A 24,914-nucleotide genomic window follows, 5' to 3' on the forward strand; every position below is an offset into this window, starting at 1 on the left:
TTCAGCCCATCGCGGTTTCGATGGCAGCAATCTCTTCGTCGCTTGTCGCCCATGAACAGACAAAGCGGTGGTGGCCACCCGGCCACGGATAGAAAGCCGCTCCGGCTGCGGACAGCCGTTCGGCCAAGCCGTCAGGCAGGCGCACGAACACCTCATTCCCGTCGGGCTTGTAGGCAAGCTGAACACCGGGCTGGGCGATCAGCCCCGCTGCCAGCCGGGTCGCCTTGGCATTCGCCCGGCCGGCCAGGTCCAGCCACAGGCCACCATCGAACATGGCTTCAGCCTGAGCTGCGATGAAACGCATTTTTGGCGGCATGTGCCCCGATCGTTTGGCGCGGGCCTGAAGCTCTCCCCACTTGTCACGCGCCTTGCCAAACAGGATGATGATCTCGCACCCCATGGCCCCGGTCTTGGTCAGGCCCAGCGTCAGCACGTTCACGCCCGCTTTCCAGGTCATTTCAGCGGGCGTCGCACCTGTACTGACAAGCGCATTGGCCAGCCGGGCCCCGTCAAGATGCACGGTCAGGCCATGACCATGGGCCAGCGCGGCGTAGCGATGGATCTGGTCTGCACTGTAGGCAAGACCACATTCCGTCAGATTGGTCAGCGAGAGGACAGCCGCCGGAGTCTCGTGAACAAAGCCTGGCTGGATCGCTGCGAGCGCCGCGCGCAAGACATCCTCGTCAATCTTTGCGCCCTTCCCCGTCAGCAGGGAAAGTTTGCCACCACCGGAAAAGAATTCCGGAGCCCCCCGCTCATCGCGCTCGATATGCGCTTCCTCATGGCAGAGAACGGCACCGGTCGGCGGGCAGAAGCATGACAGGGCCAAAGCGTTCGACGCCGTGCCTGACGCCGTCATCCAGAAATCGAAATCCTCGGTTTCAAACACGCTCTGCAGCTGCAGGCGCACGCGCCGCGTCACGCTGTCGGCGCCATAGCTTGGCTCGGTTCCGGTATTCACACGGGCCATCGCGGCAAGAACATTGGGATGGGCAGGTGCGGACGTGTCAGATGAAAAGTTCATGTGGCCTCTGAGGGTTCATTCCGGAATCCAGGGGAACGGTTCGCGTCATTCAGATTTGCGTATCCGGCGTCTGCCACATCAGATGCTGTCCACCGTCAGATGCAATCATCTGGCCGGTCACACTGGACGCGCTGATCAGGTAGCGTAGCGCCTTCACAATCTCTTCCGGGCTTGAGCCCTGCTGCGTCAGCGTCGCGCGCTGCTCATTCGCGAATGCCTCCGCCGACTGATGTACGCTGCGTAGGGTCGGCCCCGGCCCGATGGCATTCACCCGCACATTGGGTGCCAGGGCCTGAGCCAGTGTCCGGGTCGCCTGCCACAGCGCCGCCTTCGACAGGGTGTAGGTGAAAAATTCCGGTGTCAGCTTCCATACCCGCTGGTCGAGAAGATTGACCACCAGGCCGCGCTCACCCTCCGGCAATCCATTGGCCAATTGCTGCGCCAGATGCACTGGCGCACGCAGATTGGTTTCCATATGCGTGTCCCACCCATCGCGCGTATGGCTTTGGGCACTGTCATGATTGAATGCCGAAGCCGAGTTGACCAGCAGGCTGACCGGCTGGCCGAACGCGCCGCGGGCAGCGGCCATCAGGCCCGCCGTCTCGGTCTCGCTGGCAAGGTCGGCCCGCACGAGCGCCGCACGGCCCCCTGCCGCCTCAACCGCCGCTCTGGTTGCCTCCGCCCCATCCCTGGATTTGCGGTAATGGACGATAACCGCCCAGCCGTCCTGTCCCAGCGCCTCCGCCATCGCCTTGCCGAGGCGCGCACCCGCGCCTGTCACAAGGGCGGTGCCGGGCGTCATGTGCCTGCCGGCTGGAACAGGCCTGAAATATTGAAACCGTTGATCAGGCCATAGATGTAGATGGCATAGATGAGCAGGAGCAGGATGCCGACCAGACGCCCGATCCGGGCCTTGGTCAGAATCAGCACGGCGATGATCGCAGCCGCAAGGCCCATGGCCCAGTGATCATACTTGACGAATTGCGGCGCGACCTCGATCGGGCCGAAAAATGATACGATCCCGCCAGCCCCGAGGATATTGAACACGTTGGAACCGAGCACATTGCCGATCGCTACATCGGCACGCTTGCGCAAGGCCGCCGCAACACTGGCACCGATTTCCGGCATTGATGTACCAACGGCCAGCAATGTCAGGCCGATCCATTCCTGCGGGACATTGTAGAATTCCGCCACGCCGACACCGCCCGCGATGATCAGCTGGGCACCAAGGATCAGTCCGCCGATACCCAGCGGCACATAGACCAGCGCGCGGCTGATGCTGATATCTGGCGCATCTTCCAGCGACACGCCCGGGTCAATGCCATGCGCAAGGGCGCGGCGGGCGGCAATGAACGTATAGCCGCAATATCCGAACAGGATGAGCACGAAGAACAAGCCGACACCCGCGTGCAGCGGCATGATCGCGGTCAGGCCGATCCACAGCACTGTTGCAAGCAGCATGGCACCAAGCGCGCGTCCCTGCCCGCTGCCGCCCGCAACGAACGGATAGATCAATGCCGGAATGCCCAGAACCAGGAAGACGTTGGCGATATTGGAGCCGACAATATTGCCGAGCGCCAGGCCTGCCCGGCCCTCCAGGGCGGCATCGAGTGACACGATCATTTCAGGCGCGGATGTACCGAACCCGACAATGAATATGCCCGCGATCAGCGGCGAAACACCCAGACGACGCCCAACCGCAACCGCACCATTCACCAGGAAATCGCCGGCGAAAGCCATGATAACGAGCCCCCCGACCAGGGCGGCAATCAGGGTAAGGTCTGGCATTTGCGTCCCTAGTCGAGGCGCTTGAATTCAATGAGGTTCAGAATGCCGAAAACAAGCACAATTATGCCGATGGCTATCAGGGAGGGATGGATCATTGCACCGTCTCGCTTTTTTGTTCTTTAGAATCTGTTTCTGTTCTGGCCCCGTCCATAGCGCGCGTTGCGGCGATTGGCGAGCCTCATTCGACACGTTACGGTGCGCCATGCCCAGCCTTCGTACACGTCTGTTTCAGTCATATGCCCGGCTGCGCCGCCCAATGACACTTGGCGTCCGCGCCGCCGTCGAAAATGCTGACGGACACGTCTTCCTCGTGCGCCATACCTACGTGAAGGGCTGGTACATGCCGGGCGGTGGCATCGAGCGTGGCGAACCGGCTATTGACGCGCTGCGACGCGAACTCGTGGAGGAAGGCGGCATCAAACTGACCGGCCTGCCAGAACTGGTCGGCTTCTACTCAAACCATCATGTGTTCCGCAATGACCATGTCCTCCTTTACCGGATCGCGCATGGCACATGGGATGAGACGGAGGCCACCTCGTTCGGTGAAATCGCTGAAACAGCCTGGGTCGACCCGATGCGTCCGCCTCGGGACGCAACGCCAGGAACAAGGCAACGACTGGCAGAAATCTATGGCAATGCGGGCACCAGCCCCTATTGGGCCGCACGAACCACATAATTGCCCCGCCGCACCGACACATCGGGAACCCGGCCGCTTGCCTCGAACGCATTCCACGCCGGCGCCAGGGCCTGCCAGAATTCGGCATGCTCATTGTCCACATGCAGCTGCAGGTTATCCGGCGTCATCGGGAAAGGGAAAATGTGAACCGGAACGGCCGCCTGCCCCCCTGAAAAGGCCGCCTGCATCAGCGTCCATATTTCCTCGATGCCCGCATCTGTCATGGCAAAGCACCCGATCGAGACACACGCACCATGCACCATGAGAAAGCTGCCCGTGCGTCCGTTTGCACGGTCATACGCGTTCGGAAAACCCAGATTGAATGACAGGTGATAGCTGGATGCCGGATTCATGGCAGCAGGATGGACCGTATAGAACCCCTCCGGGGCCTGCCCGTCCCCCTCCTTTATCTTGGGTCCGAGACTGCCGGAAGCGCTGCACACGGGCCATGTGCGGAAAGCGCGGAACGTCCCGTCACCGGCGGCGATGAAGGCGGTCAGTTCCGCAGGCGCCTTGGTAATCCGCAAATAGACAGGCTGGCCGAGGATAAGGCCTTCAGCATCCATATCCTCTTCAAGCGATGGCGCACTGCGGGCATAAGCGTCATCGGACCGCGACGTTCTTGGTAACTCGTCGGCCCCCGCGAAGGCGAACAGGGCAGGAAGACAAAGAAAAAGAAGCGCCGCCAGTATGAAGGCGAGAAACTTGATCTCGGAGGACACACGCTTTCTCATCTGACCAGCTTTCCGGTCCGATTGAGGCCGATAGCGGGCTGAATGCTGGCCGTGCTGCGAAATCTCCGCCCCAATCCTGCCTTGGGTGTTAACGCGCCATTAAGGGGAACGGTTTAGTCTTGCTTGCATGGCTGGTTGCTTCCCCTCCCGGCCATGCGTGAATGAACTCATTGCAGGCAATCCGGCCCTTCCCCTTGTCCGGTGCGCCAATCAAGCAAACGGGACGTCGGCTTTCTTCCCCTTGGGCCGGCGTCCTTTTGCGTCTGCAATCAGTCTGAGCCCCTGGCCGCGCGGATATAGCGCCAGCCCGTCAGCAGGGACAGAGCCGCCGCCACCCACAACATACCCACCAGCAGCGCCGCGCCGACGGTGAACAGAAGCGGCGTCGACCCCGTCGCGTCCCCGGCAAGATCAGCCGGCGCAAAGGCCAGGGGCAGCATCAGGCCGATGATCGCGGCCATTTCAAACCCGGTCTTCCATTTGGCGAGGTCTGACGGGTCAACCACCGCCTTGCCTGCGGGCGTCGTGCGCAACCAGGTCATGAAAACATCCCGCGCAATGATGGCGGCAGCCGGCAAGTAGATGAACCAGCTCTTCAGGACCATTGCGAGGCCGAGCAGCGCTGCGCCGACCAGCAGCTTGTCGGCAATCGGATCAAGCCATACGCCGAAACGGCTCTGGGCCTGAAGCCGGCGCGCAAGATAACCATCGAGAAAGTCCGTCAGCGCGCCCGACAGGAAACCCAGCAGCGCGAACTGGTGCCAGAGTTGCTGCATGATGTTCTGGCGCAGAACCTCGTCAGGCAACACGTCAGGCCCCGCCGCCGCAACGGACTGGCCGGCCAGCTCAGCGTTCCATATCCCCCAAAGGACCAGGCCCGCGAAAACACAGCGGGCAATCGTCAATGCATTGGGAATCCATTTGAAACTCATCGCGTCCATCTGCCAGTGCTGGCCCATGGGGGCAATGGCGCATGGCATTGCGCGCATATTCAATGCCACAGAAAATACGTGCTGTTTCGTCCGTCAGCCCTGACTGAACGCCTGGAAGACCAGGAATATTACTGCCGAGAGCCCACCGGCGGCAGGCACCGTGACCAGCCAGGCCGCGATAATCGTCATGAAGTGGTGGCGCCGCACGAGGCGACGATAGCGAGGCTGGTCTTTGGTCGGTTTGGGTTCGCGATCCGGATTACGCGGATTGCGCGCCATGTATTCGCGGCGGCGCCGGGAGTTGGCCGTGTACCATTCCCGAAAGAAGCCGACACCGAACACGGCGCCCACGGCGATATGCGTCGAACTGACGGGCAGACCGAGTGCCGAGGCAACGATCACCGTGATCGCAGCTGACAGTGCCACGCAGAATGCACGCATCGGGTTGAGCTTCGTGATCTGGTCACCCACCATGCGGATCAGCTTGGGGCCGAACATGATGAGGCCGAAGGAAATGCCCAGCGCGCCAATCGCCATCACCCAGAGCGGGATGCCCACCTTGGCCGCCACGGCGCCCGATTGCGCGGTCGACACGATCGCCGCAAGCGGACCGATGGCATTGGCAACGTCATTTGCACCATGTGCAAATGACAAAAGCGCCGCAGAGAAGATCAGCGGCAGCTTGAAAAGTTCCCGCAGGGACTTGTTGCGGTTTTCCATGCCCTTGGACTGGCGCCTGATCAGGGGGCTCGAAACCATCCAGGCCAGCATTGCCATGGCCAGGCCGATCAGCCCTGCCGTCTGCAGGTTGATGTCCATGATATGCTTCAGGCCCTTGGTCGCCAGATAGGTCGCGAATGCCCCCGTCATGATGGCAACCAGCAAGGGCACCCAGCGACGGGCCGCAGCAATCTTGTCGTCCTGGTAGATGATCGCCGTCTTGATAAATGCGAGGAAACAGGCGGCGATGATGCCGCCAAGAAGCGGGGAGATAACCCAGCTCGCCGCAATCTGGCTCATGGTCGGCCAATTGACAGCGCTCAACCCTGCTGCCGCGATCCCCGCCCCTGCAACGCCGCCGACAATGGAGTGCGTCGTCGATACGGGCGCGCCGACGAGGGTCGCGAGATTGATCCACAGCGCCGCAGCGATCAGCGCCGACATCATCGCCAGGATGAACGTCCCCGAATCGGCCAGGCCCGACGGATCAATGATCCCTTTCGACACCGTGCCGACAACGTCACCCCCGGCAATCAGCGCGCCGGCACTTTCACACACGGCCGCAATGGCCAGTGCCCCTGCCATAGAGAGGGCTTTTGACCCAACGGCAGGGGCCACATTGTTCGCCACATCATTGGCGCCGATATTCAGCGCCATATAGGCGCCGATCGCGGCAGCCGCGACGATGATAAAGGATTCAGGTGCACTGCCTGTCAGGATCGTCGCGAAAACGGCGCATACCGCAATGAAGACCAGAGCCAGGCCGGGCATCAGAAGCGAGCGGGAGAGTGATTGCGATGCCTGCTCGATCTGACCGACCTTCGAAAGATCCTTGTCGAGGGTCGGTTTCATTCCGCTGGATTGAGGCATGTCCTGCTATTCCCGTCTTTCATTGCCATGATGAGCCGGGCGTTAGCATGGCTTTTCAAAGCATGACAGGATTCGTGTCCGTATTTTGGGAGGACAGACTGTATTTATACGTCGATTCCTTAACGCCCATCAGGGCGTGAAGTTTCGCAACAGGGCACTCAGTTCCGGCGCCTTGACCCTGATCGCTGCCTCGTCCGGAGAGAACCAGCGCAGTTCACGCTCACCCGATTCGGGAAAATCTTCTGCGAGCTCGCTGACTTCCAGTGCGTAAAGGGTGGCATTGCATTCCATCCGCGCGCCACAGCCAATTGCCTTGTCATAATGGAAGCGGCCAACAGGCTCTGCCTTCAGGGTTCCGCTTGCGCCGGCCTCCTCATAGGCCTCGACTGCAGCCATTTCCGGGTCGGGTCGGCCGGGCTCTGGCCAGCCCTTCGGCACCATCCATTGCCCGCTTCTCCGGGTCGTCACCAACAGGACTTCATGCCCCTCTCCGGCACGGCGCCAGCACAGCGCAGCCACCTGATGCGCAGATGGCGGGCGTAACCACGCCCCTGTCACGAAGTCGGAGAGCTCCCGCTTGATACTGTTAATTGTAACTTCCATGACATTATTGTGACGACGTTCGCTGCACGCTGCAATAGCAGGCATGCAGTATTACTCGCTTGTAAGGCGAGTCGCCCTGCATCAGCCACTGTGGAAATGCCCGTATATACGCTCAGCAAGGGATTCGTTGACGCCCTCGACCGCCATCAGGTCGGCGACCTTGGCGCGCGATACGCCCCTGGCCGATCCGAAATATTGCAGCAATGCTTTCTTCCGTGCCGGCCCGATCCCCTCAATTTCGTCGAGCGGCGAGCGGGCAATGTCCGCCGAGCGTTTCGCCCGGTGCGCACCGATAGCCCAGCGGTGCGCTTCGTCTCGCAGCCGCTGGAGGTAATAGAGCACCGGCGCCGTCTCTGGCAGCTTGAAGGGCGCCCTGCCCGGCCGGAAAAACTGCTCACGTCCCGCATTGCGGTCCACTCCCTTGGCAATCGAGACGAGGTTCACGTCGTCTGGCCCGAGACCCAGGTCGCCAAGCGCCTCCAGAACGGCATTCAACTGCCCCTGCCCGCCATCAATCAACACAAGATCCGGCCAGTTGCGGTCATTGCCCACCGCCTTCTCTTTCAGACCTCGTGAGAACCGGCGGCGCATCACTTCGCGCATCATGCCATAATCATCGCCCGGCTCGATCGTCACATCCCTGATATTGAACTTTCGATATGCCGTCTTCATGAATCCGTCCGGTCCGGCCACCACCATGCCGCCAACGGCATTGGTGCCCTGGATGTGGGAGTTGTCGTAAATCTCGATCCGCTGCGGCACCGTCTCCAGGTCGAACACTTTGGCCACTTCGTCCAGCAACCGCGTCTGGCTTGCCGTCTCGGCCAGCTTGCGCGTCACGGCCTCGGTCGCATTGCGTTCGGCCTGGGTGACAAGGTCCCGCTTTGAGCCGCGCTCTGGCCGACGTATCTCGATCCGGCGATCCACTTTCAGTTCCAGCGCCTCGCCGATCAGGCTGGCCTGATCGGGCATCTCGTTGACAAGGATCAGTTTCGGCGGCGGGCGCTTGTCGTAGAATTGCGCCAGGAAAGCCGCGAGCACCTCTGCCACCGTCTGGTCACTGTCATGGCGCGGATAATGCGCCGTCGCGCCCCAGTTCTGCCCGGCCCGGATGAAGAACACCTGTACGCACGAAACGCCCCCTTCCATGGCGATCGCGAAAATGTCCGCCTCCTCCAGCCCGTCCGGGTTCACGTCCTGCGTCGCACGCACATGTGCCAGCGCGCGGATCCGGTCGCGCAGGCGCGCCGCCTTCTCGAATTCCATCGCCTCGGCCGCCGCGTCCATCTCCCCGGCCAGCCGTTTCTGCAGGTCGGCCCCCTTCCCGCGCAGGAAGTCAGCCGCCTCATCGGCCAGTTCGGCATAATCCTCCTTCGAGATCAGCCCCACGCAGGGCGCGGCGCAGCGCTTGATCTGGTGCAGCATGCAGGGCCGTGTGCGGGCATTGAACACGCTGTCCTCGCAGGTGCGCAACAGAAACGCCTTCTGCAACGTATCGAGGGTTTGCATCACCGCCCCGGCGCTGGCGAAGGGGCCGAAATAATCGCCCTCATTATGCTTTGCGCCGCGATATTTCTTGATCTGCGGGGCCTCATGATTGCGCCGGATCAGGATATAGGGAAACGACTTGTCATCACGCAGCAGGACGTTGAAGCGCGGTTTCAGGCTCTTGATCAGGCTTGCTTCCAGCAGAAGTGCCTCGGTCTCGCTTTCGGTGACGACAAATTCCATCCGCCGCGTCAGCGAGATCATCCGCGCGATCCGCTGCGTATGCCCGCCCAGGCGGGTATAATTCGACACACGTGCCTTCAGGTCACGCGCCTTGCCGACATACAGCACCTCGCCGCCATCGCCGAACATGCGATAGACACCCGGCCGACCTGGCAGCCGTTTCAGATTGTCCTTGATGACGTCAACGCCGCGAAGCGTGGGTGCACCATTGTCCTGTGATTCCATGGCTTCACAGATAGCGCCTGCATGCCCGCCTTGCGAGACCTAGAACAGTTTGCGCAACAGAAGGTCGACATTCAGGCTGGAATCGAATGTCATCCCGAAGCCGAATGCGAAGATCATGACGATGATCACGGCATAGGTGAATTGCGGGCCGCTCCTGGCTGCGCGTCTGGGCCTCTTCCTTGGGCGCACCATCAGGCACAACAGGATCATGATGAACACACAGAGCCCGGCGATCCGCTCGGCATCGCTCAGACGTGAAGTCCATATCGAGAATTCGTGCGCACCATTATGCGCTTCCCTGACGATGAGGTTCCAGATCCTGTCGATCGGAATGATGTCGGACGAAGAGACCATGGCCTCAGAGCTTTCCTCCAATACACGAACGGATGCGACAGACCCGAGCGCGACATTGCATAATCGCACTCATGGTTGAAAACCTGATAAACAAATCCGGTAAAATTGATCCAATCGGCAAAAATTGCACAGCAATGACGGCTCGCGGGGCAAGGCCCTGCGTCTCGCCGCCGCATCACGCCCAATAGGGGAAAAGCTTGCCCCGACGTCCCGCGCAGACTATGGCCAAGCGACCCAGGAAATCTCAATCGCCACAACGGGAACCATAGATAATGTCCGCAGATATCCGCCTCAGCGACGCGCTGGACCGCGTCAAGCCATCCGCCACAATCGCCGTTACGACCAAGTCCGCAGAACTCAAGCGTGCCGGACATGACGTGATTGGCCTTGGCGCCGGTGAGCCGGATTTCGACACGCCGGACAATATCAAGGATGCCGCCATCAAGGCCATCCACGAGGGCAAGACCAAGTACACGCCGGCCGACGGGCTGCCGGAGCTGAAAGAGGCCATCTGCGCCAAGTTCGCCCGCGAGAATGGCCTCGCCTACAAGCCCTCGCAGGTGCATGTCGCGCCGGGCGGCAAGCCGGTCATCTATAACGCGCTCGTCGCCACGCTGAATCCCGGCGACGAGGTTATCGTACCGGCACCCTACTGGGTGTCGTATCCGGAAATGGTCCTGATGGCTGGCGGTGAGCCCGTCATCGCGCCTTGCGGCCCGAATACGCACTACAAGCTGACACCGGAAGCGCTCGAAGCCGCGATCACGCCGCGTACCAGGTGGATCATTCTCAACTCGCCGTCCAACCCCACCGGCGCGGCCTATACACAGGCCGAGCTGCGCGGCCTGGCCGACGTGCTGCTGCGCCATCCGCATGTCTGGATCCTCACGGACGATATGTACGAACACTTGGTCTATGACGGCTTCGACTACTGGACCATCGCCCAGGTCGAGCCCGGCCTCTATGACCGCACGCTGACCATGAACGGCGTGTCCAAGGCCTATGCCATGACCGGCTGGCGCATCGGCTATGCGGCCGGCCCGGAAAAACTGATCAAGGCAATGGGCAAAGTGATCAGCCAGACGACATCCAATCCCTGCTCGATCAGCCAGTATGCGGCGATTGAAGCGCTGAATGGCCCGCAGGACTTCATGGCCGAACGCCGCGCCGTCTACCAGCAGCGCCGCGACATGGTTGTTGCGGGCCTCAACAGATGTGAGGGCCTGCACTGCCCGACGCCTGAAGGCGCTTTCTACGTCTATCCTTCCTGCGCCGGCGTCATCGGAAAGACTGCCCCTTCCGGCAATGTGATCAACACGGACGAGGATTTCGCGACGGAACTGCTCGAAACGGAGAAAGTCGCCGTCGTGTTCGGGGCGGCTTTTGGCATGTCCCCGGCGTTTCGCATCTCCTACGCGACATCAACCGAAGCCCTGACCGAAGCCCTGACGCGCATTCAGCGCTTCTGCGCCGCACTAATATAGATTTTTCCTATGGATTGACCTTGGCGTATCGATTGGCGCAGGCCGGATCGAATACCCACATCTTGCGTATAAGCGTCATGCTAACAGGAGAAAATCATGCCTATTGATATCGGAATGAACGACAAGGCCCGCGAAACCTCAGCCCAGGCCCTTCGCGTGCTGCTCGGCGAAACCTATGCACTCTACGTCAAGACACACGGCTACCACTGGAACGTGACGGGTCCGCGCTTCAACTCGCTGCACGCCATGTTCATGACCCAGTATACCGAGCTCTGGACCGCACTTGACGAGATTGCCGAACGTATCCGCGCCCTTGGCCATTTCGCGCCCGGCTCATCGTCCGAAATGCTGGAAGAAGCGACGATCAAGCCGGATAATGGCGTGCCGGAGGCCGAAGCGATGCTGTCCAATCTCGTCAAAGGCCATGAAGCCATCAGCCGTGCCGCCAAGATCGGTCTCAAGGTTGCCGAGGAAAACAATGACATCGTCACCGTCGACCTGATGACGCGCCGCGCCGACATTTCGGAAAAAACCGCCTGGATGCTGCGCGCCAACCTCTAGCGAAATGCCGTAATCTGTGACATCGCGGGGTGGATCCGAACAAGGCAGCCGCCCCGCAATGCATCAAGTCCTCACGCTCGCGCTCGTCTGTCTTGCCCTGTCGACAGATGCCTTCGCTGCCGCCCTTGCGCGCGGCGCACAGCAGCGCACGCATGACGCCTTGCAGGCTGTCCGCGTCGGGTCCGTTTTCGGGCTCAGCGAGGGGCTCATGTTCCTGCTCGGCTGGGGGCTGGCCCAAAGCGTCGCCGCTTATGCCGAAGCCATGGATCACTGGATCGCGCTTGTGCTCCTCGCAGCCATCGGCACGCTCATGGTGCGTGAAGGCCTGCGCAGCGAGCCGGATGAAACCGCCTCCGACACACCATCCCTCGCCCGCCGCACCGCACTCGGCACCGTGCTGACCGCCATCGGCACCAGCATCGATGCCGCAGCCGTCGGCGTGGCCATGGCGCTGTCGGGAACAAGTGTCTGGCTCGCACTGGGCATCGGCTTCACCAGTTTCGTGATGAGCGCGCTCGGCTATCTGATCGGTCCGGCGCTCGGCGTGCGCTTTGGCCAGCGCGCCGAGATTGGCGGCGGCCTGGTGCTGATCCTCATCGGGCTGTCGATCTTCTACAGTCACATGACCGGCGGCTGATCGGCAGGCAAAAAAAACCCGGCTGCGAATGAACGCGCCGGGTTTCAAGTATTGGGCCCCGAAGGGGGGAGGAAACGCCCAATCGGAGGGAGATTGGGAAATGCCCGGGGCCCAAGGCATACAGGTTAAATAGGCCTTGCAGGCGCCGATGCAAGCCGCAGGTCCGCAGCCCAACCATGCAAAAATGCATTTCATCAAATGTTCATATTAGCTTTGATGCATGGAAGGCCGCCGCAGCGCCTCCGTTTCCGCTGTGACAAAGTCGCGGAAAGCCGCCACGCGCTTGGACCGGCGCAGGTCGCTTGGGTACACAAAATACAGATCGAAGATCGGCCCGACATGGTCCGGTAGCACCTTGACCAGCCGTGGCATCGCGCTGGCCATGTAATCCGGCACATCGGCAATGCCTAGCCCTGCATCCACGGCGCGCAACATGGCAAACACATTGTTCAGCTTCAGTGAAGCAGGGCGCGGCGGGCTGTCATCGCGGCCGACGCGGCAGGCAAAACTCATCACTTTCAGCAGCGAGCTTTCGTCGCCATAGGCGATGATGCGGTGATTATCGAGGTCCTGCGGTGTACGCGGCACCCCCTTTTGCTTGAGGTATTCCGGCGCCGCATACAGGCTGGTCGCGACCGTACCGAGCTTGCGCTGGATCAGGTCCGCCTTGTCCGCCGCCTCCAGCCGGATCGCGCACTCGGCTTCCAGCTTGAGAAGATCATAATTCCGGTCCTCAAGACGCAGGTCGAGATGCAGGTCCGGATGCCGGCGGGAGAACCCGCCCAGCCGTGGCACCAGCCAGGTGGAACCAAAGGCAATCGGGGCCGAGACGATCAGTTCGCCCTGCGGCGTGTCCTGCTGGTCCTTCAGCGCCGCTCCCGCAGATGTCGCCGCCGCAGCCATCTCCATTGTTGATCGATACAGCGTGTGTCCGCTATCGGTCATGACCAGTCCGCGCGCATGGCGCTGGAACAGCGAAACGCCAAGCTGCTCCTCCAGCGCGGCAATCTGGCGCGACACAGCCGACTGGGAAATCCCGAGACGCTCGCCCGCAGATGTCAGGCTGCCTGCTTCAGCGGCCGCGTGAAATGATCTAAGCTTACCCCAGTCCATGGGGAGGGTTTGTGACGCCACTTTAACGCTGCGGCAAGTGGAGATTCGAGCGACTCGCAGAAATCGCACAGTCCCGTTAGGGTGGGTGACTCATGTGCGAAGGAAGACTGCATGCGCGACCCGTTCCTGATGAAGCCTGTTGGCACCGTTCGCTGCACCCGTTCCGAGGCGACAGACGATGACTGGGACGCCGAGTCGACCCGAATCGAACTCGACACGACAGTGTTTGACGATGAAGCCTTGATGGGCCTGGACAGCTTCTCCCATGCTGAGGTCATTTTCCTCTTCGACCGGGTGGCAGATGCGAAGATCGTCACAGGCGCGCGCCACCCTCGCGGGCAAACCGATTGGCCGAAAATCGGCATCTTCGCCCAGCGCGGCAAGAACCGCCCCAATCGCCTCGGCGCGACGATCTGCGAAATACACGCAGTCGAGGGGACGGTACTGCATCTGAAGGGACTCGACGCGATTGACGGCACACCGGTACTCGACATCAAGCCCGTCATGTCGGGTTTCCAGCCGCGCGGAGAGCTGCGTGAGCCCGGCTGGGCGAAAGAGATCATGCAAACCTATTGGTAGCCGGCCGCGCCAGGCAGCTTGTCTGGATTGCGCATGACGTAGAGCCATGCGATCCGCCCGGACACGTCCGGCGCCAGTGTCAACACAAAGTCGATCCGCTCGCCGAGCCAGCGCACCAGCGCCGGCCTGCGATTGACTTCGACAAGTTCCAGCCGCCAGCCCGTTACCACGGCCGACCTGCGCATAACGGATGTGAACACTGTCAGGATATCCTGCGCGCCCACCAATGGCCGCAGCGCCGCGCTCGCCTTGCGGCCTCCATCGCTAAGCGCCACCGCGTCCGGCGCCAGCAATTGCTGCGCTGCCTCGAAATCATCGGCCGCTACCGCTGACAGGAAGCGCGCGATCAGCTCACGCACCTGCGCATCCGGCGTGTCGAACCGCGGCCCGCTTTCATGTAGCCGCCTGTGCGCCCGGCTGACCAGCTGGCGGCACGCGCCTTCAGACTTGCCCAGCAACGCCGCGATCTCGTCATACCCGGTATCGAAAGCCTCACGCAGGATGAAGGCCGCCCGCTCTGTTGCGCTCAGGCGCTCCATCGCCCAGAGCAGCGCCAACTCGCATTCCTGTGCAATTTCGAAGCGAGCACCTGCCGCCTGCGCCTCAGTGGCAAACAGAGGTTCGGGAAGCCATGGCCCCGGATAGGCCTCCCGCTTGGCCCGCGCCGCACGCAGCGCATCGATCGCGATATGTGTCGCTGTCCGCCGCAGCCATGCAGCCGGATTGTCGATGGCAGCCGGATCGATCAGCGACCAGCGCAGCCACGTGTCCTGCACGGCGTCCTCAGCCCCGGCACGCTCGCCCAACATCCGGTAACATAGCGCGACAAGCCTGGGCCGTTCCGCCTCGAAGATGGCTGTAGCCGGATTCATGACACCTTGCTGACTTCCACAGGCACATCGCCAAATTGCAGCCGCGTGCAGGTCATGCCGTGACCCAGGCCGCGTTTGAATACAGGATACCACCTGCCGGTCGCCGCCGCGAATGAAGCCGCCACGACTGCCTCCCTGCCAAACCCGGCCTCGATCTCGTCGCGCAGTTCGTCCGCCACCAGATCCCCCGAAATCGCGGCCTTCGCAAACCGGAAACCCAGCCCCACATAGCCGGCTTCTGCATCCCGGCCTTCGGCGCAAAGCTGCAGCTGGGCCGGGTTGCCGCCCGCTTGTGTCACCATGTTGACGACAAGCTGTGCACACGGCCCGCAATCACCGTCCAGGGTCGACGCCAACATGGCGCCCGCCATGACTTCGCCCGCTGCCGGCGGCCCGCGAAATCCGGTCGCATAGGGAAACGCCGCCATGCGCATCCCGGCCCTGGATGAGGTGCTGATCACGTCATGCATATAGGCAGTGTCATAGTCGTAGCGCTTGCCGAAGGCACGCGCCTGCCTCGCCAGGAACCAGCGGATCATCGCGCTGCCCTCCCCGGCCGGAACTGCAGCGCCGCCATCAGTGCCAGCCAGGCTGGCAACTGGATGCCGACAAGATTGACCAGCGCGATCTCATCGAAAGGCACACCGCGGCCCAGCCAGATCCAGATATGGAACAGGGCATGGAAACAGGGCCAGGCCGCGCCGAACACGGCGGCCGTGACGTTGCGCTTCCAGGCACCCCAACCGAGCGCCCCCGCGCTGGCCAGATAGGCCAGTGCCACATCGCGGATGAAATGCAGGTTGAATGGCCCCATCATCGCCACGCCGGGCGTACCTTCATACCAAGCATGCGGGGCGAACCATAAATAGCCAGCCAGCCCCAGATTCATTATCGCCACACCAATCAATATTCCGCGCCACATCGGTCATTTCCTTTTTGCTGCCCCTATGACGAAGCAGCATCCGATTTTGTGACACGGGATCAAAGCCGCACCGCTGTCAGTCCTTCAGCGCGCTCAAGGCTGCCTCTCGTACGGCGGCCACTTCCGGCGATGCGGCAATCCGCACAATCTCGCTCAGCAGGATATCGAGGTCCTTGCGCGCGGTGCGGTGATTGGTGATGTTCACCCGGATCGCCGTGCGTCCGTGCAACTGGGTCGTCGACGGCGCCGCTATGCCCTGCTCCTGCAGCTGAATCACGATCTCGTCATTCATCGCATCCAGCACAGCATCCGGCAGGCCATGGACCACGTGGCGGAAGCAACAGATATTCAGCGCCACCGGCGCCAGCAATTCCAGGCCAGGCGTCATGGCAACCTGCTCGCCCAGGTATGACGCCTGGTAACAGTTGCGGGTGATCATCCGCCCGAGGCGGTCAGTGCCAAACTCCGCCAGCTGCGCCCAGACTTTCAGGGCCCGGAAACCGCGCGACAGTTCCGGCCCGTATTCCACCGGCCACGGGTTGCCGCCGGCCAGGCCCCGCTCCTTGGCCTTCAGGTAATCAGGCCGGTCGGTAAAGGTCGCGCGGTGGAGCGTTTCATCCCGCACCAGGGCAAAGCCCGCATCGTAATTGACGTGCAGCCATTTATGGAAATCGAATGCCAGCGAATCCGCGCGCTTTATTCCGCTCAGCCTGTCCCTTGCCCGCTCTGACAGCACGCCCAGCGCCCCGAACGCGCCGTCAATGTGGAACCAGAGGTTTTCCGCTTTCGCCAGGTCTGCGAGTTCATCCAGCGGATCGATCGCGCCGACATTCACCGTGCCCGCCGTGCCAATCACCACAAACGGTGTGAGCCCGGCTGCCCGGTCCGTCGCGATCGCAGCCCTAAGGGCATCCATGTCGATCTCGAACCGGTCGTTTGCCGGAATGCGCCGCAGGGCATCGGTCCCGAGGCCGACCATGTCAAAGGCCCGCGCCACGCAGGAATGGGTCTCGGTCGATGTGTAGCCGACCAGCCCGTGCCCGCAGACGCCGTCCCTGCGGCTGGCAAAATCGAGGCGGGCATCGCGCGCCACCTTTATCGCGATGATCGTGGCCATCGACGTGCCTGACACCACGATGCCGCTGGCTGCTTCGGGAAACCCGAACAGTTCCCGGCACCAGCTGATCACCTGCTTCTCGACATAGATCGCACCATGGTCGCGCCCGCCGACATTGGCATTCATCGAAGATGCCGCCATCTCGGCGAGAATGTTCGAGGGTGTGCCAGAGCCGTGCACCCAGCCGAAGAAGCGCGGATTGGTATTGCCGGCCCCGTAAGGCAGCAGGGTCTCCATCCGGCTTATGACATCATCCGTCCCCAATCCCTGCCGGGGCAGCGGCGATTTCAATGCATCCTTGATATCAGCCGGCAGCTCGGTCCATACGCGGCCCTGCCGGCTGGACTGCATGCGGTCGAGGGCGCTTTCCAGCATGCGGTGCGCCTGCGCCCGGAATTCATCCCAGTCTTCAGGGTCGAGCGATTCCTGCGGTGTCGGTTCGTCATAGGGCTTGTCGGTCATGGCAGCCTATTCACCTGCTTTCGTCCGACATGCAAAGCACTTACCAAGCGTCATGTGCAATACGCGTCCGTTCTCCCTTGGGAATCCGGCGATCAAAGCTTGATCCCGACCTTCGGACCAATCCACGTCATCAGCAGGTAAAGCACAATCGTAAGCAGGCATCCGGCGATCAGTGACGGCCAGAATCCCCACTCCTGCCGCAACAGGACCGGGATCAGCAGGAACATCGGCAGCGACGGCAGCACATACCAGAACGTGGCGGTCGCGTGATAGGCCATATTGGCTGCATCCGGCCTGTCCCTCCACAGCCAGATCATGCCGAGTACCGACACGAGCGGCAGTGAGGCCACCAGTGCCCCGAACCCCGGACTGCGTTTGGCAATCTCGGAGACCAGCGCAATCAGGATGCCGGAAACAAGCGCCTTGAGGATAAGATATGTCATGCCCTAATCGCCCGCCCATCCGAATTCCAGATATGCCACATCATCGTTGATGCTGGCGAGAGCCGAGCAGACATAGGGCACGGTATTCTGCGGCAGCTCCATAAGCGCGAACCATCGCATGTCATCGCACTTGTGCGGTTCCGTGTTCACCGGCTCACCCGACCACGCATCGACACCAAAGAACAGCGACACCCGCTCCTCATCCCAGTTTCGATGCATCGTAAGCAAAAGCCTCAGCGCATCAGGTGCGATCTCCAGCCCGGCTTCTTCCTGCGCCTCGCGCGCCATGGCGGATCGGAACGTCTCACCACCGTCCACATGCCCAGCGATCAGGCTGTATTTGCCATCCTCATACCCGGTATCGAACCGTCGCAGCATCAGCACTTTCCCGTCCCGCAGCAGAACAAGATGCACCTCCGGTATCAATTTGAATCGCGACATCGTTGCCCCCTACTGGCTCGCTCACAGGATCCGCGCGATCCACGCAATCTCACCGGGCCTGAAACTGCGCACTCGATAATCGGGATTGAGCGAGGCGAGCTCAACTGTGCGCGCATTGCGCCGCGCCAGCACCTTGGCCATGATTTCCCCGCCTACGGTCCTGGCGACGACACCGTCACCGGCGTTCACCTCGGCCCCTGTTTCGTCCTGCCCTCTGCATAATGGGTATATGATCCTATCGTCCAGACGCCCGTCCGCGCAGGATTGCTGCAGGTTCATCACATCCGCCAGCGCGCGGCGGCCACGTCCGGCAGCAGGCTTTTCGCTGACACGGCGAACACCCGCTCGGCGCCAAGGGCAAACGCCATCAGGCCTTCCGGGAACAGCGGCGCGAACGCCGCATCCAGCACATTCAGCCCGCCCGTGAACGCGCCCATGGCCGGCATCACCAGCCGGGCCCCGTCACTCGCAAAACAGCGCCGCCGAACCATGCGTCCACGCCCTTTCACCTTGGCCGCCGGATGCAGGTGGCCGGCAATCTCGCCCACCTCCCCGGTCGGCTCATGCCGGAACACAAGACTGCCGAAGCGCGCCACTTTTGCGGCACGCCCGCCAAGGCTCGCCGGCGGGTCCGGGTCATGGTTGCCCTCCACCCAGACCCAGTCATGCGCCCCGGTCAGCGCCCTGATCCGTTCGGCATAGACATCCGGCAAGCGCAATTCGGCGGCCCGGTCATGGAAACTGTCACCGAGGGAAATCACGGTCCCTGGCTTCAGGGCCGCACACAGGCGCTCCACCAGATCCAGCGTCGCGCCGGTATCATAGGGTGGCAACATCTGCCCCCGCGCCGCGTGGGCACTGCCCTTCTCAAGGTGCAGGTCCGACACGACCAGCACCCGCTCCGCCGGCCACCACAACGCGCCTTCGGGCAGCGGCGTCAGCAACTCGCCGCCAAGGTGCAGCAGGGTTTCGGATGGTCGGGCGGCAAGGGCTGTCATGTCCGATAGGTGACCCGCATTCGCACAGCCGTCAACGCGCCCTGCCACCCGTTGCGAACCCGGATTCAGACACCGGGTATAATCACCTGTCTTTACACGGTTTTAAGCATGATCGCCTATGAAAGCCTCAGGCGAAAAAAGTACAAACCGTGATGGGACGCTTGGGACATGGACGAATCTGCAGTCTCCCCGGGAGATGCGCTGGGTATTGTACAGCGCGCAGGCGACTGGCTGTTCGGCCTCCTGCCCTTCTCGACAAGTGACCGCACACACTGGACCGGCCTCGCCGCCTTTTTCCTGTTCGGAACGCTGATCTACCTGTTCAACCGCAAGACTCTCCGCGCCGAAGGCTTCAGCGGGCTCGTCTCATTCCTCGTCCCGTCACAGCTCTACCTCTCGAGGTCATCCCTGCTCGACGTAAAAGTCTACTTTGCCAACAAGCTGTTCCAGCCCCTGCGTGCGGTCCTCTCGCGCGGCGTCCAGTTTGCCATCGTGGCTTTCGTTGCCAATGAAGTCGGAACCGGGCTGCACGAGACGGGTGACGGGACGCTGTCCTGGCCAATGCTCCTGCTGGCCGCCCTTCTCTCGGCGCTGGCGGCAGACTTTGCATATTATCTTGCCCACCGCCTCCATCATGAAAGCGCGCTGCTATGGCCGTTTCATAAGCTTCACCACAGCGCGGAACACCTCACGCCCCTCACAGCCAAGCGCAATCACCCGGTTTTCGATCTCCTGCTCGACATGATCAGTGCGCTGTGCCTCGCCCCCATCGTGGGTGTCATCTATGGTCTCTTCGGCATGTATGACGTCGCCACGCTCTTTGGCATCAGCCTCGTCTTCGCCGCCTTCAACTTCGCTGGTGGCGCGCTGCGCCACTCGCATATCTGGCTGGATTTCGGCCCCGTCCTGGATCGCATATTCATCAGTCCGGCCCAGCACCAGATCCACCATTCCATGGCGCCGCGTCATCATGACCGGAATTACGGTCTCGTCTTCGCCATCTGGGATTGGGCCTTCGGTACACTGTACATTCCGAACGGGCGCGAGACGCTGGAATTCGGGGTTGCTGACGCCGCCGGCCGACCCGAACCGCAGGTCCACACATCGCTGGTAACCGCCTATGCCACGCCGTTCGTCGAGGCCGCCAGGGTCATGCGCGCCCATAGCCCGGCAAACAAGGCGGTGGCAGAATGACCCGCGGCTTCTCCCTCTATCTTGATGTGCTGCGCTTCCTTGCGGCCCTCGTCGTGTTCGCCTCGCACATCGGCTATGAGCGCTTCACGAACGGCAACATGCAATGGATCCGCGATCTCAATCTCGGCAGCGATGCCGTGGTGGTCTTCTTCGTGCTGTCCGGCTTTGTCATCGCCTATACGACCCTCACGAAAGACCGTGGCCCGGCCGCCTATGCAGAGGCTCGCTTCGCCCGGCTCTACTCGGTCGTCATTCCGGCTCTCGTGTTCACCTTCGCGCTGGATGGCCTCGGCAACTGGCTGATGCCCCACGCCTATGAGGGCTGGTGGTACAATGGAGTGGACCAGCCTGGCCAGTTCCTGCGCGCCCTGACATTCACCACCCAGGTCTGGACAGACACGACCCGTGTCGGGTCCAACGGGCCTTTCTGGTCAGTGGCCTATGAAGCCTGGTACTATGCCGGCTTCGGCGTGGCCGTGTTCTGCCGTGGCCGCACCCGCATCCTGGTTCTGTCGCTCATGGCGCTGCTCGTCGGCCCGCGCGTGTTGCTGCTGGCGCCCTGCTGGTTGCTTGGCGTCGCACTGCAGCAATTGGTCACCCGCGGCCATGCCGCCAGTCTGTCAGGGGCGACAGCCTGGCTTCTCGCCCTTGCGCCGTGGGCGCTCTATGCCGGAGCGCTGGCCCTGAATGTTCCCACGCACCTGACCCAGATGACCTACCAATTGCTCGGTCAGATGGTCACCCCGAACGCCCTGTTCGGCTTTTCCGACGAGTTCATCTGGAATTTCCTGATTGCCCTTCTGATCGCGCTGCACTTCCTGGGGGTCTACAGCCTCGCTCGCAATGCTGACTGGCTGGGCGCCCGCATGGAAACAGCCATTCGCTGGAGCGCAGGCGCGACCTTCTCACTCTACCTGTTCCATTATCCGATCCTGACCTTCCTGCACGGCCTGCCCGTCTATGACAGTGCCAGCCCGCTCCACGCCGCATTGATGGCAGCCGTCGCACTGGCCGCCTGCTTCGCCCTTGCCGAAGTGTCCGAACGCCGCCTCGGGGCCTGGAAACGGCTGGTCCATGGCACGTTTGAGAAACTGTCCCCCAAACCAGCCTCGCTCCCCCAGCGTTGAACCTGAATATGGCGGGCCTAGTCCCGCATCGCGTCGCGCACCAGCACGTCCTCGGCCTCGCCCAGCACCGCATCCTGAACTGACGCGCCGAACACCGGCTCGCGTCCCATTTCCAGCATCACCGGCACGGCGAACGGGCTGATATGGTCCAGCACATTATGGTCGATTCTGCCCCTGATGCGCACAAGCATGTCCGCCAGGCGCCGCACGTCGAGCAGGCCTGTCGCCGCGTCCTGACGGGCCGCCTGCAGCAGGATATGGTCCGGTTCATGGCTGCGCAGCACGTCATAGATCAGGTCGCTGGAAAAGCTCACCTGCCGGGAGTTCTTCTCCTTGCCCGGAAGGTTGCGCGCGATCAGGCCGGAGATCTGCGCGCAATGGGAAAAAGTCCGCTTCATCAGTGCGCTCTCGTCGAGCCATTCCTCCAGGTCGTCGCCCATCATGTCCGGATGGAACAGGTCTCCCATGTCCAGCCCGCTCATGTCCTCCATTGCCCAGACGGACATCGCATATTCGCTCGCCACGAAGCCAAGCGGCTTTGCGCCGATCCGCTCCAGCCGCCGTGTCAGCAGCATGCCCAAAGTCTGGTGGGCGAGACGCCCCTCGAACGGATAGCAGACCATGTAATGCCGATCGCCGCGCGGGAAGGTCTCCACCAGAAGATGATCCGGCGGCGGAATGCTCGACCGGCGCACCTGCACCTCGAACCATTCGCGCACCGGCGCCGGCAGGCCCGCCCATTGCGCCGGGTCATGGATCATCTGGCGCACCCGCTCGGCGAGAAACGTGGTCAGCGGAAACTTGCCGCCATTGTAACTCGGAACGGCCGGCTTCTCCCCCACAGCCCGCACGGCCAGTACGTCCAGTCCCTCGACGCCGATCAGCCGCAACACCTCACCACCGAACAGGAATGTATCACCCGGTACCAGCGTGGAGATGAAATACTCCTCGATCTCACCCAGTTTGCGCCCTGCCCGCACCGTGCGTTTCTCACCCGGCGCGCCAGCCACCTTCCCCACGAAATTCGCAAGCCGGACCGACAGCTGCACCGCTTCGACAATCGCCCCGACATTCATCCGGTGCTGCTGGGCGTCCTGCGCCGTGCGCGCCACCCAGCGCCCGTCCGGCCGGCGCACGATGCGGTGAAACCGGTCATAGGTCTTCAGCGCATAGCCACCGCTTGCCACGAAATCGACAATCCGCTCGAATGTCTCCCAGTCAATCTCCGCGTAGGGTGCAGCCCGCACGATATCATCATACAGCCCCGCAAGTTCGAACCCGTCGCCGCAGGCCCGGCCCATGACATATTGCGCCAGCACATCCAGCGACCCCTGCCTCAGCCCCTCGCCATCTATCTCGCCCGCCTCGACTGCCGCTTCCGCCGCCCGGCACTCCAGCACCTCGAACCGGTTGGTCGGCACCAGAACGGCCCGGCTCGCCTCGTCCATGCGGTGGTTCGCCCGCCCGATCCGCTGCACCAGCCGTGCAGCGCCCTTTGGTGCACCCATCTGGATCACAAGGTCCACCTCGCCCCAGTCAATGCCGAGATCGAGTGTCGAGGTACAGACAACCGCCTTCAACTGTCCCGCCGCCATCGCCGCTTCCACCCGCACGCGCTGTTCCCGTGCCAGCGAGCCATGGTGCAGCGCGATCGGCAGATTGTCCTCGTTGGCCCGCCACAGCTCCTGGAACATCACTTCGGCCTGCGCCCGTGTATTCACGAAGACCAGCGCCATTTCCGCCTTCCTGATCGCCTCATACACTTCCGGCACGGCAAACCGCCCCGAATGACCCGACCAGGGAATGCGTTCACGCGAGACAAGGATGTCCACCTCGGCCGACACGCCCCCCGCTGCCCGAATGATGCGCACATCCGGCGCCAGCCACCGCGCCAGTTCGTCCGGTTCCTTCACCGTCGCCGACAGGCCGATGAACCGGCAGGCGGGCGCCCAACTGGCCAGTGTTGAAAGCCCAAGCGACAGCAGGTCGCCCCGCTTGGACGCGGCCATCGCGTGCACTTCATCAATGATCACGCATTTGAGGTCAGCGAAGAATTCCCTTGCATGATCCGACGCGATGAACAGCGCGAGCTGCTCCGGCGTCGTCAGCAGGATGTCCGGCGGGTTGCGCCTCTGGCGCTGGCGCACATGGGCCGGCGTGTCGCCCGTTCGCGCCTCGATACGGATCGCGAGGTCCATGTCGCCCACCGGCGCCATCAGATTGCGCTGCACATCCACTGCCAGCGCCTTCAGCGGCGAAATGTAGAGCGTGTGCAGGGCGGGGATTCCAGTGTTCGACCGGAGCGCCTTGTCCCTCAACTCGATCAAGCTCCCCAGAAACCCCGCCAGCGTCTTGCCCCCGCCTGTCGGTGCGATCAGCAGGGCGCTCTCGCCTGCCAGGGACGCCTCTGCAAGCGCCAGCTGATGCGGTCGCGCCTGCCAGCCACGCGCTGCGAACCAGCCCGCAAAGGGCTCAGGCAGGGTGAATGTCATGGCAGCGCTGTCGGGCATGTCAGAATTAAACTAACGCAAGACGGGTCCATTGCCTCTTTATTTTCAGCCCGCGTTCAGGTGAACCCTGTTCTCAGATAATCTCACGCCGAACCGAAGGACAGATCATGCGCCATGCTTACCTCCCGCTCGCTCTGCTGGCGCTTCTGCAGCTCCAGGCCCACGCGGGCACCCCGCTTGAGGACGCCCTTGCCGCACCGGCAGATGGTCCGCTCTACATGTTCGACGTTGTGGTCCGCAACAGCGATACGGAGGCCATGATCCGCGTCGACCCGTCCCGGCCGGAAGGCGAGCGCCTGAATGTCATCTCGCCCGCAGAGAAGGACTGGACCGACGATTTCCGCAAACTGGTGAAGAAGATGGACGCTGACACGGACGGCGACATCTGGTGCCGGAGTTTCGGCGAGAACATCCCCGCCGACGCGGCGCTCGTCAGCGAATCGCCAACCACAGCGACCTACACGTTCAAGCCCCGGAAAGGCGCCAAGCCCGACGATCTCGACGACGTGTACAAATACCTGACCGGAAAGGTCGTCGTCGCCAAGGACGATCCCGCCATCCTCTCGGTCGAGATGGTGTCAGACAAGCCGTTCCGTCCATTGCCCGTCGCAAAGATCAAGTCATTCAAGCTGAACTTCGACTGCGCCCGCGCACCCGACGGGCGCACGCACATTGCCCGCGTCGATGTCGCGATCAACGGCTCCGCCATGATGAACGAATTCAGCGAGTCTGAACACCAGACGATCTCGAACCTCCAGCCCCTGCCGGACTCCGGCACGGGCACAAAATAGGTCCCG

General features: G+C 62.3%; 27 protein-coding genes. 8 read left to right on the forward strand and 19 right to left on the reverse strand.

Features of this window, described 5'->3' with window-relative positions:
- Position 1: 1 nt before the first annotated feature.
- Genes ACQ66M_RS04670 through ACQ66M_RS04680 form a run of 3 tightly spaced genes read right to left on the reverse strand, consistent with a single transcriptional unit; the run spans position 2 to position 2,812 of the window.
- On the reverse strand, positions 2 to 1,024 hold the full coding sequence (locus tag ACQ66M_RS04670) for a threonine aldolase family protein (protein ID WP_350174442.1): 1,023 nt from the start codon (positions 1,022 to 1,024) through the stop codon (positions 2 to 4).
- Between the two features lie 49 nt (positions 1,025 to 1,073).
- Complete coding sequence (locus ACQ66M_RS04675) at positions 1,074 to 1,826, reverse strand: SDR family oxidoreductase (protein WP_350174444.1); 753 nt, start codon at positions 1,824 to 1,826, stop codon at positions 1,074 to 1,076.
- The gene (locus ACQ66M_RS04680) at positions 1,823 to 2,812 is read right to left on the reverse strand and encodes a calcium/sodium antiporter (RefSeq protein ID WP_350174445.1); all 990 of its coding nucleotides are present in this window, start codon (positions 2,810 to 2,812) and stop codon (positions 1,823 to 1,825) included. The genes ACQ66M_RS04675 and ACQ66M_RS04680 overlap by 4 nt, the downstream gene beginning before the upstream one ends.
- A 256-nt stretch (positions 2,813 to 3,068) precedes the next feature.
- On the opposite strand from ACQ66M_RS04680, the gene ACQ66M_RS04685 reads away from it, so the two are divergent.
- On the forward strand, positions 3,069 to 3,488 hold the full coding sequence (locus ACQ66M_RS04685; protein ID WP_350174447.1) for an NUDIX domain-containing protein: 420 nt from the start codon (positions 3,069 to 3,071) through the stop codon (positions 3,486 to 3,488).
- Here ACQ66M_RS04685 and ACQ66M_RS04690 read toward each other — a convergent pair.
- From ACQ66M_RS04690 to ACQ66M_RS04715, 6 genes are all read right to left on the reverse strand, one after another.
- Positions 3,464 to 4,222 carry a murein L,D-transpeptidase family protein gene (locus tag ACQ66M_RS04690; protein ID WP_350174449.1) on the reverse strand — a complete coding sequence of 253 codons (759 nt, stop codon included), beginning with the start codon at positions 4,220 to 4,222 and terminating at the stop codon, positions 3,464 to 3,466. The two genes, ACQ66M_RS04685 and ACQ66M_RS04690, sit on opposite strands and share 25 nt — an antisense overlap.
- A 269-nt stretch (positions 4,223 to 4,491) precedes the next feature.
- A complete protein-coding gene (gene pgsA / locus ACQ66M_RS04695) occupies positions 4,492 to 5,181 on the reverse strand; it encodes a CDP-diacylglycerol--glycerol-3-phosphate 3-phosphatidyltransferase (RefSeq protein WP_430402217.1) in 690 nt (229 codons plus the stop codon).
- Positions 5,182 to 5,247: 66 nt separating this feature from the next.
- Entirely contained in the window at positions 5,248 to 6,726 is a 1,479-nt protein-coding gene (locus tag ACQ66M_RS04700; RefSeq protein ID WP_430402222.1) for an inorganic phosphate transporter, read from the reverse strand.
- Positions 6,727 to 6,873: 147 nt separating this feature from the next.
- Positions 6,874 to 7,347, reverse strand: a complete 474-nt coding sequence (locus ACQ66M_RS04705) for an NUDIX hydrolase (RefSeq protein WP_350216265.1) — start codon at positions 7,345 to 7,347, stop codon at positions 6,874 to 6,876.
- 81 nt (positions 7,348 to 7,428) lie between these two features.
- Positions 7,429 to 9,303 carry an excinuclease ABC subunit UvrC gene (gene uvrC / locus ACQ66M_RS04710; RefSeq protein WP_430402224.1) on the reverse strand — a complete coding sequence of 625 codons (1,875 nt, stop codon included), beginning with the start codon at positions 9,301 to 9,303 and terminating at the stop codon, positions 7,429 to 7,431.
- 39 nt (positions 9,304 to 9,342) lie between these two features.
- Positions 9,343 to 9,657, reverse strand: coding sequence for a hypothetical protein (locus ACQ66M_RS04715; RefSeq protein ID WP_430402226.1), 315 nt, complete (start codon positions 9,655 to 9,657; stop codon positions 9,343 to 9,345).
- Positions 9,658 to 9,929: 272 nt separating this feature from the next.
- Here ACQ66M_RS04715 and ACQ66M_RS04720 point away from each other — a divergent pair, with 272 nt between their 5' ends.
- The 3 genes from ACQ66M_RS04720 to ACQ66M_RS04730 all read left to right on the forward strand — a co-directional run bounded on the left by ACQ66M_RS04720 (position 9,930) and on the right by ACQ66M_RS04730 (position 12,339).
- Positions 9,930 to 11,141: a pyridoxal phosphate-dependent aminotransferase gene (locus ACQ66M_RS04720; protein ID WP_350174461.1), complete on the forward strand. Its 1,212-nt coding sequence runs from the start codon at positions 9,930 to 9,932 to the stop codon at positions 11,139 to 11,141.
- 96 nt (positions 11,142 to 11,237) lie between these two features.
- Positions 11,238 to 11,702 (forward strand): Dps family protein, encoded by a 465-nt coding sequence (locus tag ACQ66M_RS04725; protein WP_350174463.1) that lies wholly within the window; start codon positions 11,238 to 11,240, stop codon positions 11,700 to 11,702.
- A 58-nt stretch (positions 11,703 to 11,760) separates the two neighbouring features.
- The gene (locus tag ACQ66M_RS04730; protein ID WP_350174465.1) at positions 11,761 to 12,339 is read left to right on the forward strand and encodes a manganese efflux pump MntP family protein; all 579 of its coding nucleotides are present in this window, start codon (positions 11,761 to 11,763) and stop codon (positions 12,337 to 12,339) included.
- Between the two features lie 207 nt (positions 12,340 to 12,546).
- On the opposite strand, the gene ACQ66M_RS04735 is transcribed toward ACQ66M_RS04730, so the two are convergent.
- Entirely contained in the window at positions 12,547 to 13,473 is a 927-nt protein-coding gene (locus ACQ66M_RS04735) for a LysR family transcriptional regulator (RefSeq protein WP_430402228.1), read from the reverse strand.
- A gap of 90 nt (positions 13,474 to 13,563) precedes the next feature.
- On the opposite strand from ACQ66M_RS04735, the gene ACQ66M_RS04740 reads away from it, so the two are divergent.
- Entirely contained in the window at positions 13,564 to 14,031 is a 468-nt protein-coding gene (locus tag ACQ66M_RS04740; RefSeq protein WP_430402230.1) for an SAM-dependent methyltransferase, read from the forward strand.
- Here the strand turns inward: ACQ66M_RS04740 and sigJ are convergent.
- The 8 genes from sigJ to pdeM form a co-directional block, all read right to left on the reverse strand.
- Positions 14,022 to 14,903, reverse strand: a complete 882-nt coding sequence (gene sigJ, locus ACQ66M_RS04745) for an RNA polymerase sigma factor SigJ (RefSeq protein WP_430402232.1) — start codon at positions 14,901 to 14,903, stop codon at positions 14,022 to 14,024. The two genes, ACQ66M_RS04740 and sigJ, sit on opposite strands and share 10 nt — an antisense overlap.
- Complete coding sequence (locus tag ACQ66M_RS04750; RefSeq protein ID WP_350174473.1) at positions 14,900 to 15,442, reverse strand: hypothetical protein; 543 nt, start codon at positions 15,440 to 15,442, stop codon at positions 14,900 to 14,902. Before ACQ66M_RS04750 ends, sigJ begins: the two co-directional genes overlap by 4 nt.
- Positions 15,439 to 15,825: a hypothetical protein gene (locus ACQ66M_RS04755; RefSeq protein WP_350174475.1), complete on the reverse strand. Its 387-nt coding sequence runs from the start codon at positions 15,823 to 15,825 to the stop codon at positions 15,439 to 15,441. The genes ACQ66M_RS04750 and ACQ66M_RS04755 overlap by 4 nt, the downstream gene beginning before the upstream one ends.
- A 76-nt stretch (positions 15,826 to 15,901) precedes the next feature.
- Positions 15,902 to 17,404, reverse strand: a complete 1,503-nt coding sequence (locus ACQ66M_RS04760; protein ID WP_350174477.1) for a pyridoxal phosphate-dependent decarboxylase family protein — start codon at positions 17,402 to 17,404, stop codon at positions 15,902 to 15,904.
- Positions 17,405 to 17,496: 92 nt separating this feature from the next.
- On the reverse strand, positions 17,497 to 17,847 hold the full coding sequence (locus ACQ66M_RS04765; protein WP_430402234.1) for a DUF3147 family protein: 351 nt from the start codon (positions 17,845 to 17,847) through the stop codon (positions 17,497 to 17,499).
- A gap of 3 nt (positions 17,848 to 17,850) precedes the next feature.
- Positions 17,851 to 18,288, reverse strand: coding sequence for an NUDIX hydrolase (locus tag ACQ66M_RS04770; RefSeq protein WP_430402236.1), 438 nt, complete (start codon positions 18,286 to 18,288; stop codon positions 17,851 to 17,853).
- A 21-nt stretch (positions 18,289 to 18,309) separates the two neighbouring features.
- Positions 18,310 to 18,567: a S24 family peptidase gene (locus tag ACQ66M_RS04775; protein WP_430402238.1), complete on the reverse strand. Its 258-nt coding sequence runs from the start codon at positions 18,565 to 18,567 to the stop codon at positions 18,310 to 18,312.
- A complete protein-coding gene (pdeM, locus tag ACQ66M_RS04780; RefSeq protein WP_430402240.1) occupies positions 18,567 to 19,286 on the reverse strand; it encodes a ligase-associated DNA damage response endonuclease PdeM in 720 nt (239 codons plus the stop codon). The genes ACQ66M_RS04775 and pdeM overlap by 1 nt, the downstream gene beginning before the upstream one ends.
- Before the next feature lie 168 nt (positions 19,287 to 19,454).
- On the opposite strand from pdeM, the gene ACQ66M_RS04785 reads away from it, so the two are divergent.
- Both ACQ66M_RS04785 and ACQ66M_RS04790 read left to right on the forward strand, forming a co-directional pair.
- Complete coding sequence (locus ACQ66M_RS04785) at positions 19,455 to 20,480, forward strand: sterol desaturase family protein (RefSeq protein ID WP_430402242.1); 1,026 nt, start codon at positions 19,455 to 19,457, stop codon at positions 20,478 to 20,480.
- A complete protein-coding gene (locus ACQ66M_RS04790) occupies positions 20,477 to 21,607 on the forward strand; it encodes an acyltransferase family protein (protein ID WP_430402244.1) in 1,131 nt (376 codons plus the stop codon). Before ACQ66M_RS04785 ends, ACQ66M_RS04790 begins: the two co-directional genes overlap by 4 nt.
- A 17-nt stretch (positions 21,608 to 21,624) precedes the next feature.
- Here the strand turns inward: ACQ66M_RS04790 and ACQ66M_RS04795 are convergent, their stop codons facing one another.
- Positions 21,625 to 24,099: a ligase-associated DNA damage response DEXH box helicase gene (locus tag ACQ66M_RS04795; protein WP_430402246.1), complete on the reverse strand. Its 2,475-nt coding sequence runs from the start codon at positions 24,097 to 24,099 to the stop codon at positions 21,625 to 21,627.
- A 125-nt stretch (positions 24,100 to 24,224) separates the two neighbouring features.
- Here ACQ66M_RS04795 and ACQ66M_RS04800 point away from each other — a divergent pair, with 125 nt between their 5' ends.
- Positions 24,225 to 24,908: a hypothetical protein gene (locus ACQ66M_RS04800; RefSeq protein WP_430402248.1), complete on the forward strand. Its 684-nt coding sequence runs from the start codon at positions 24,225 to 24,227 to the stop codon at positions 24,906 to 24,908.
- Positions 24,909 to 24,914: the final 6 nt, after the last annotated feature.

Origin of the sequence: Hyphomonas sp. (assembly GCF_965284475.1) — a bacterium.
Lineage (GTDB): Bacteria > Pseudomonadota > Alphaproteobacteria > Caulobacterales > Hyphomonadaceae > Hyphomonas.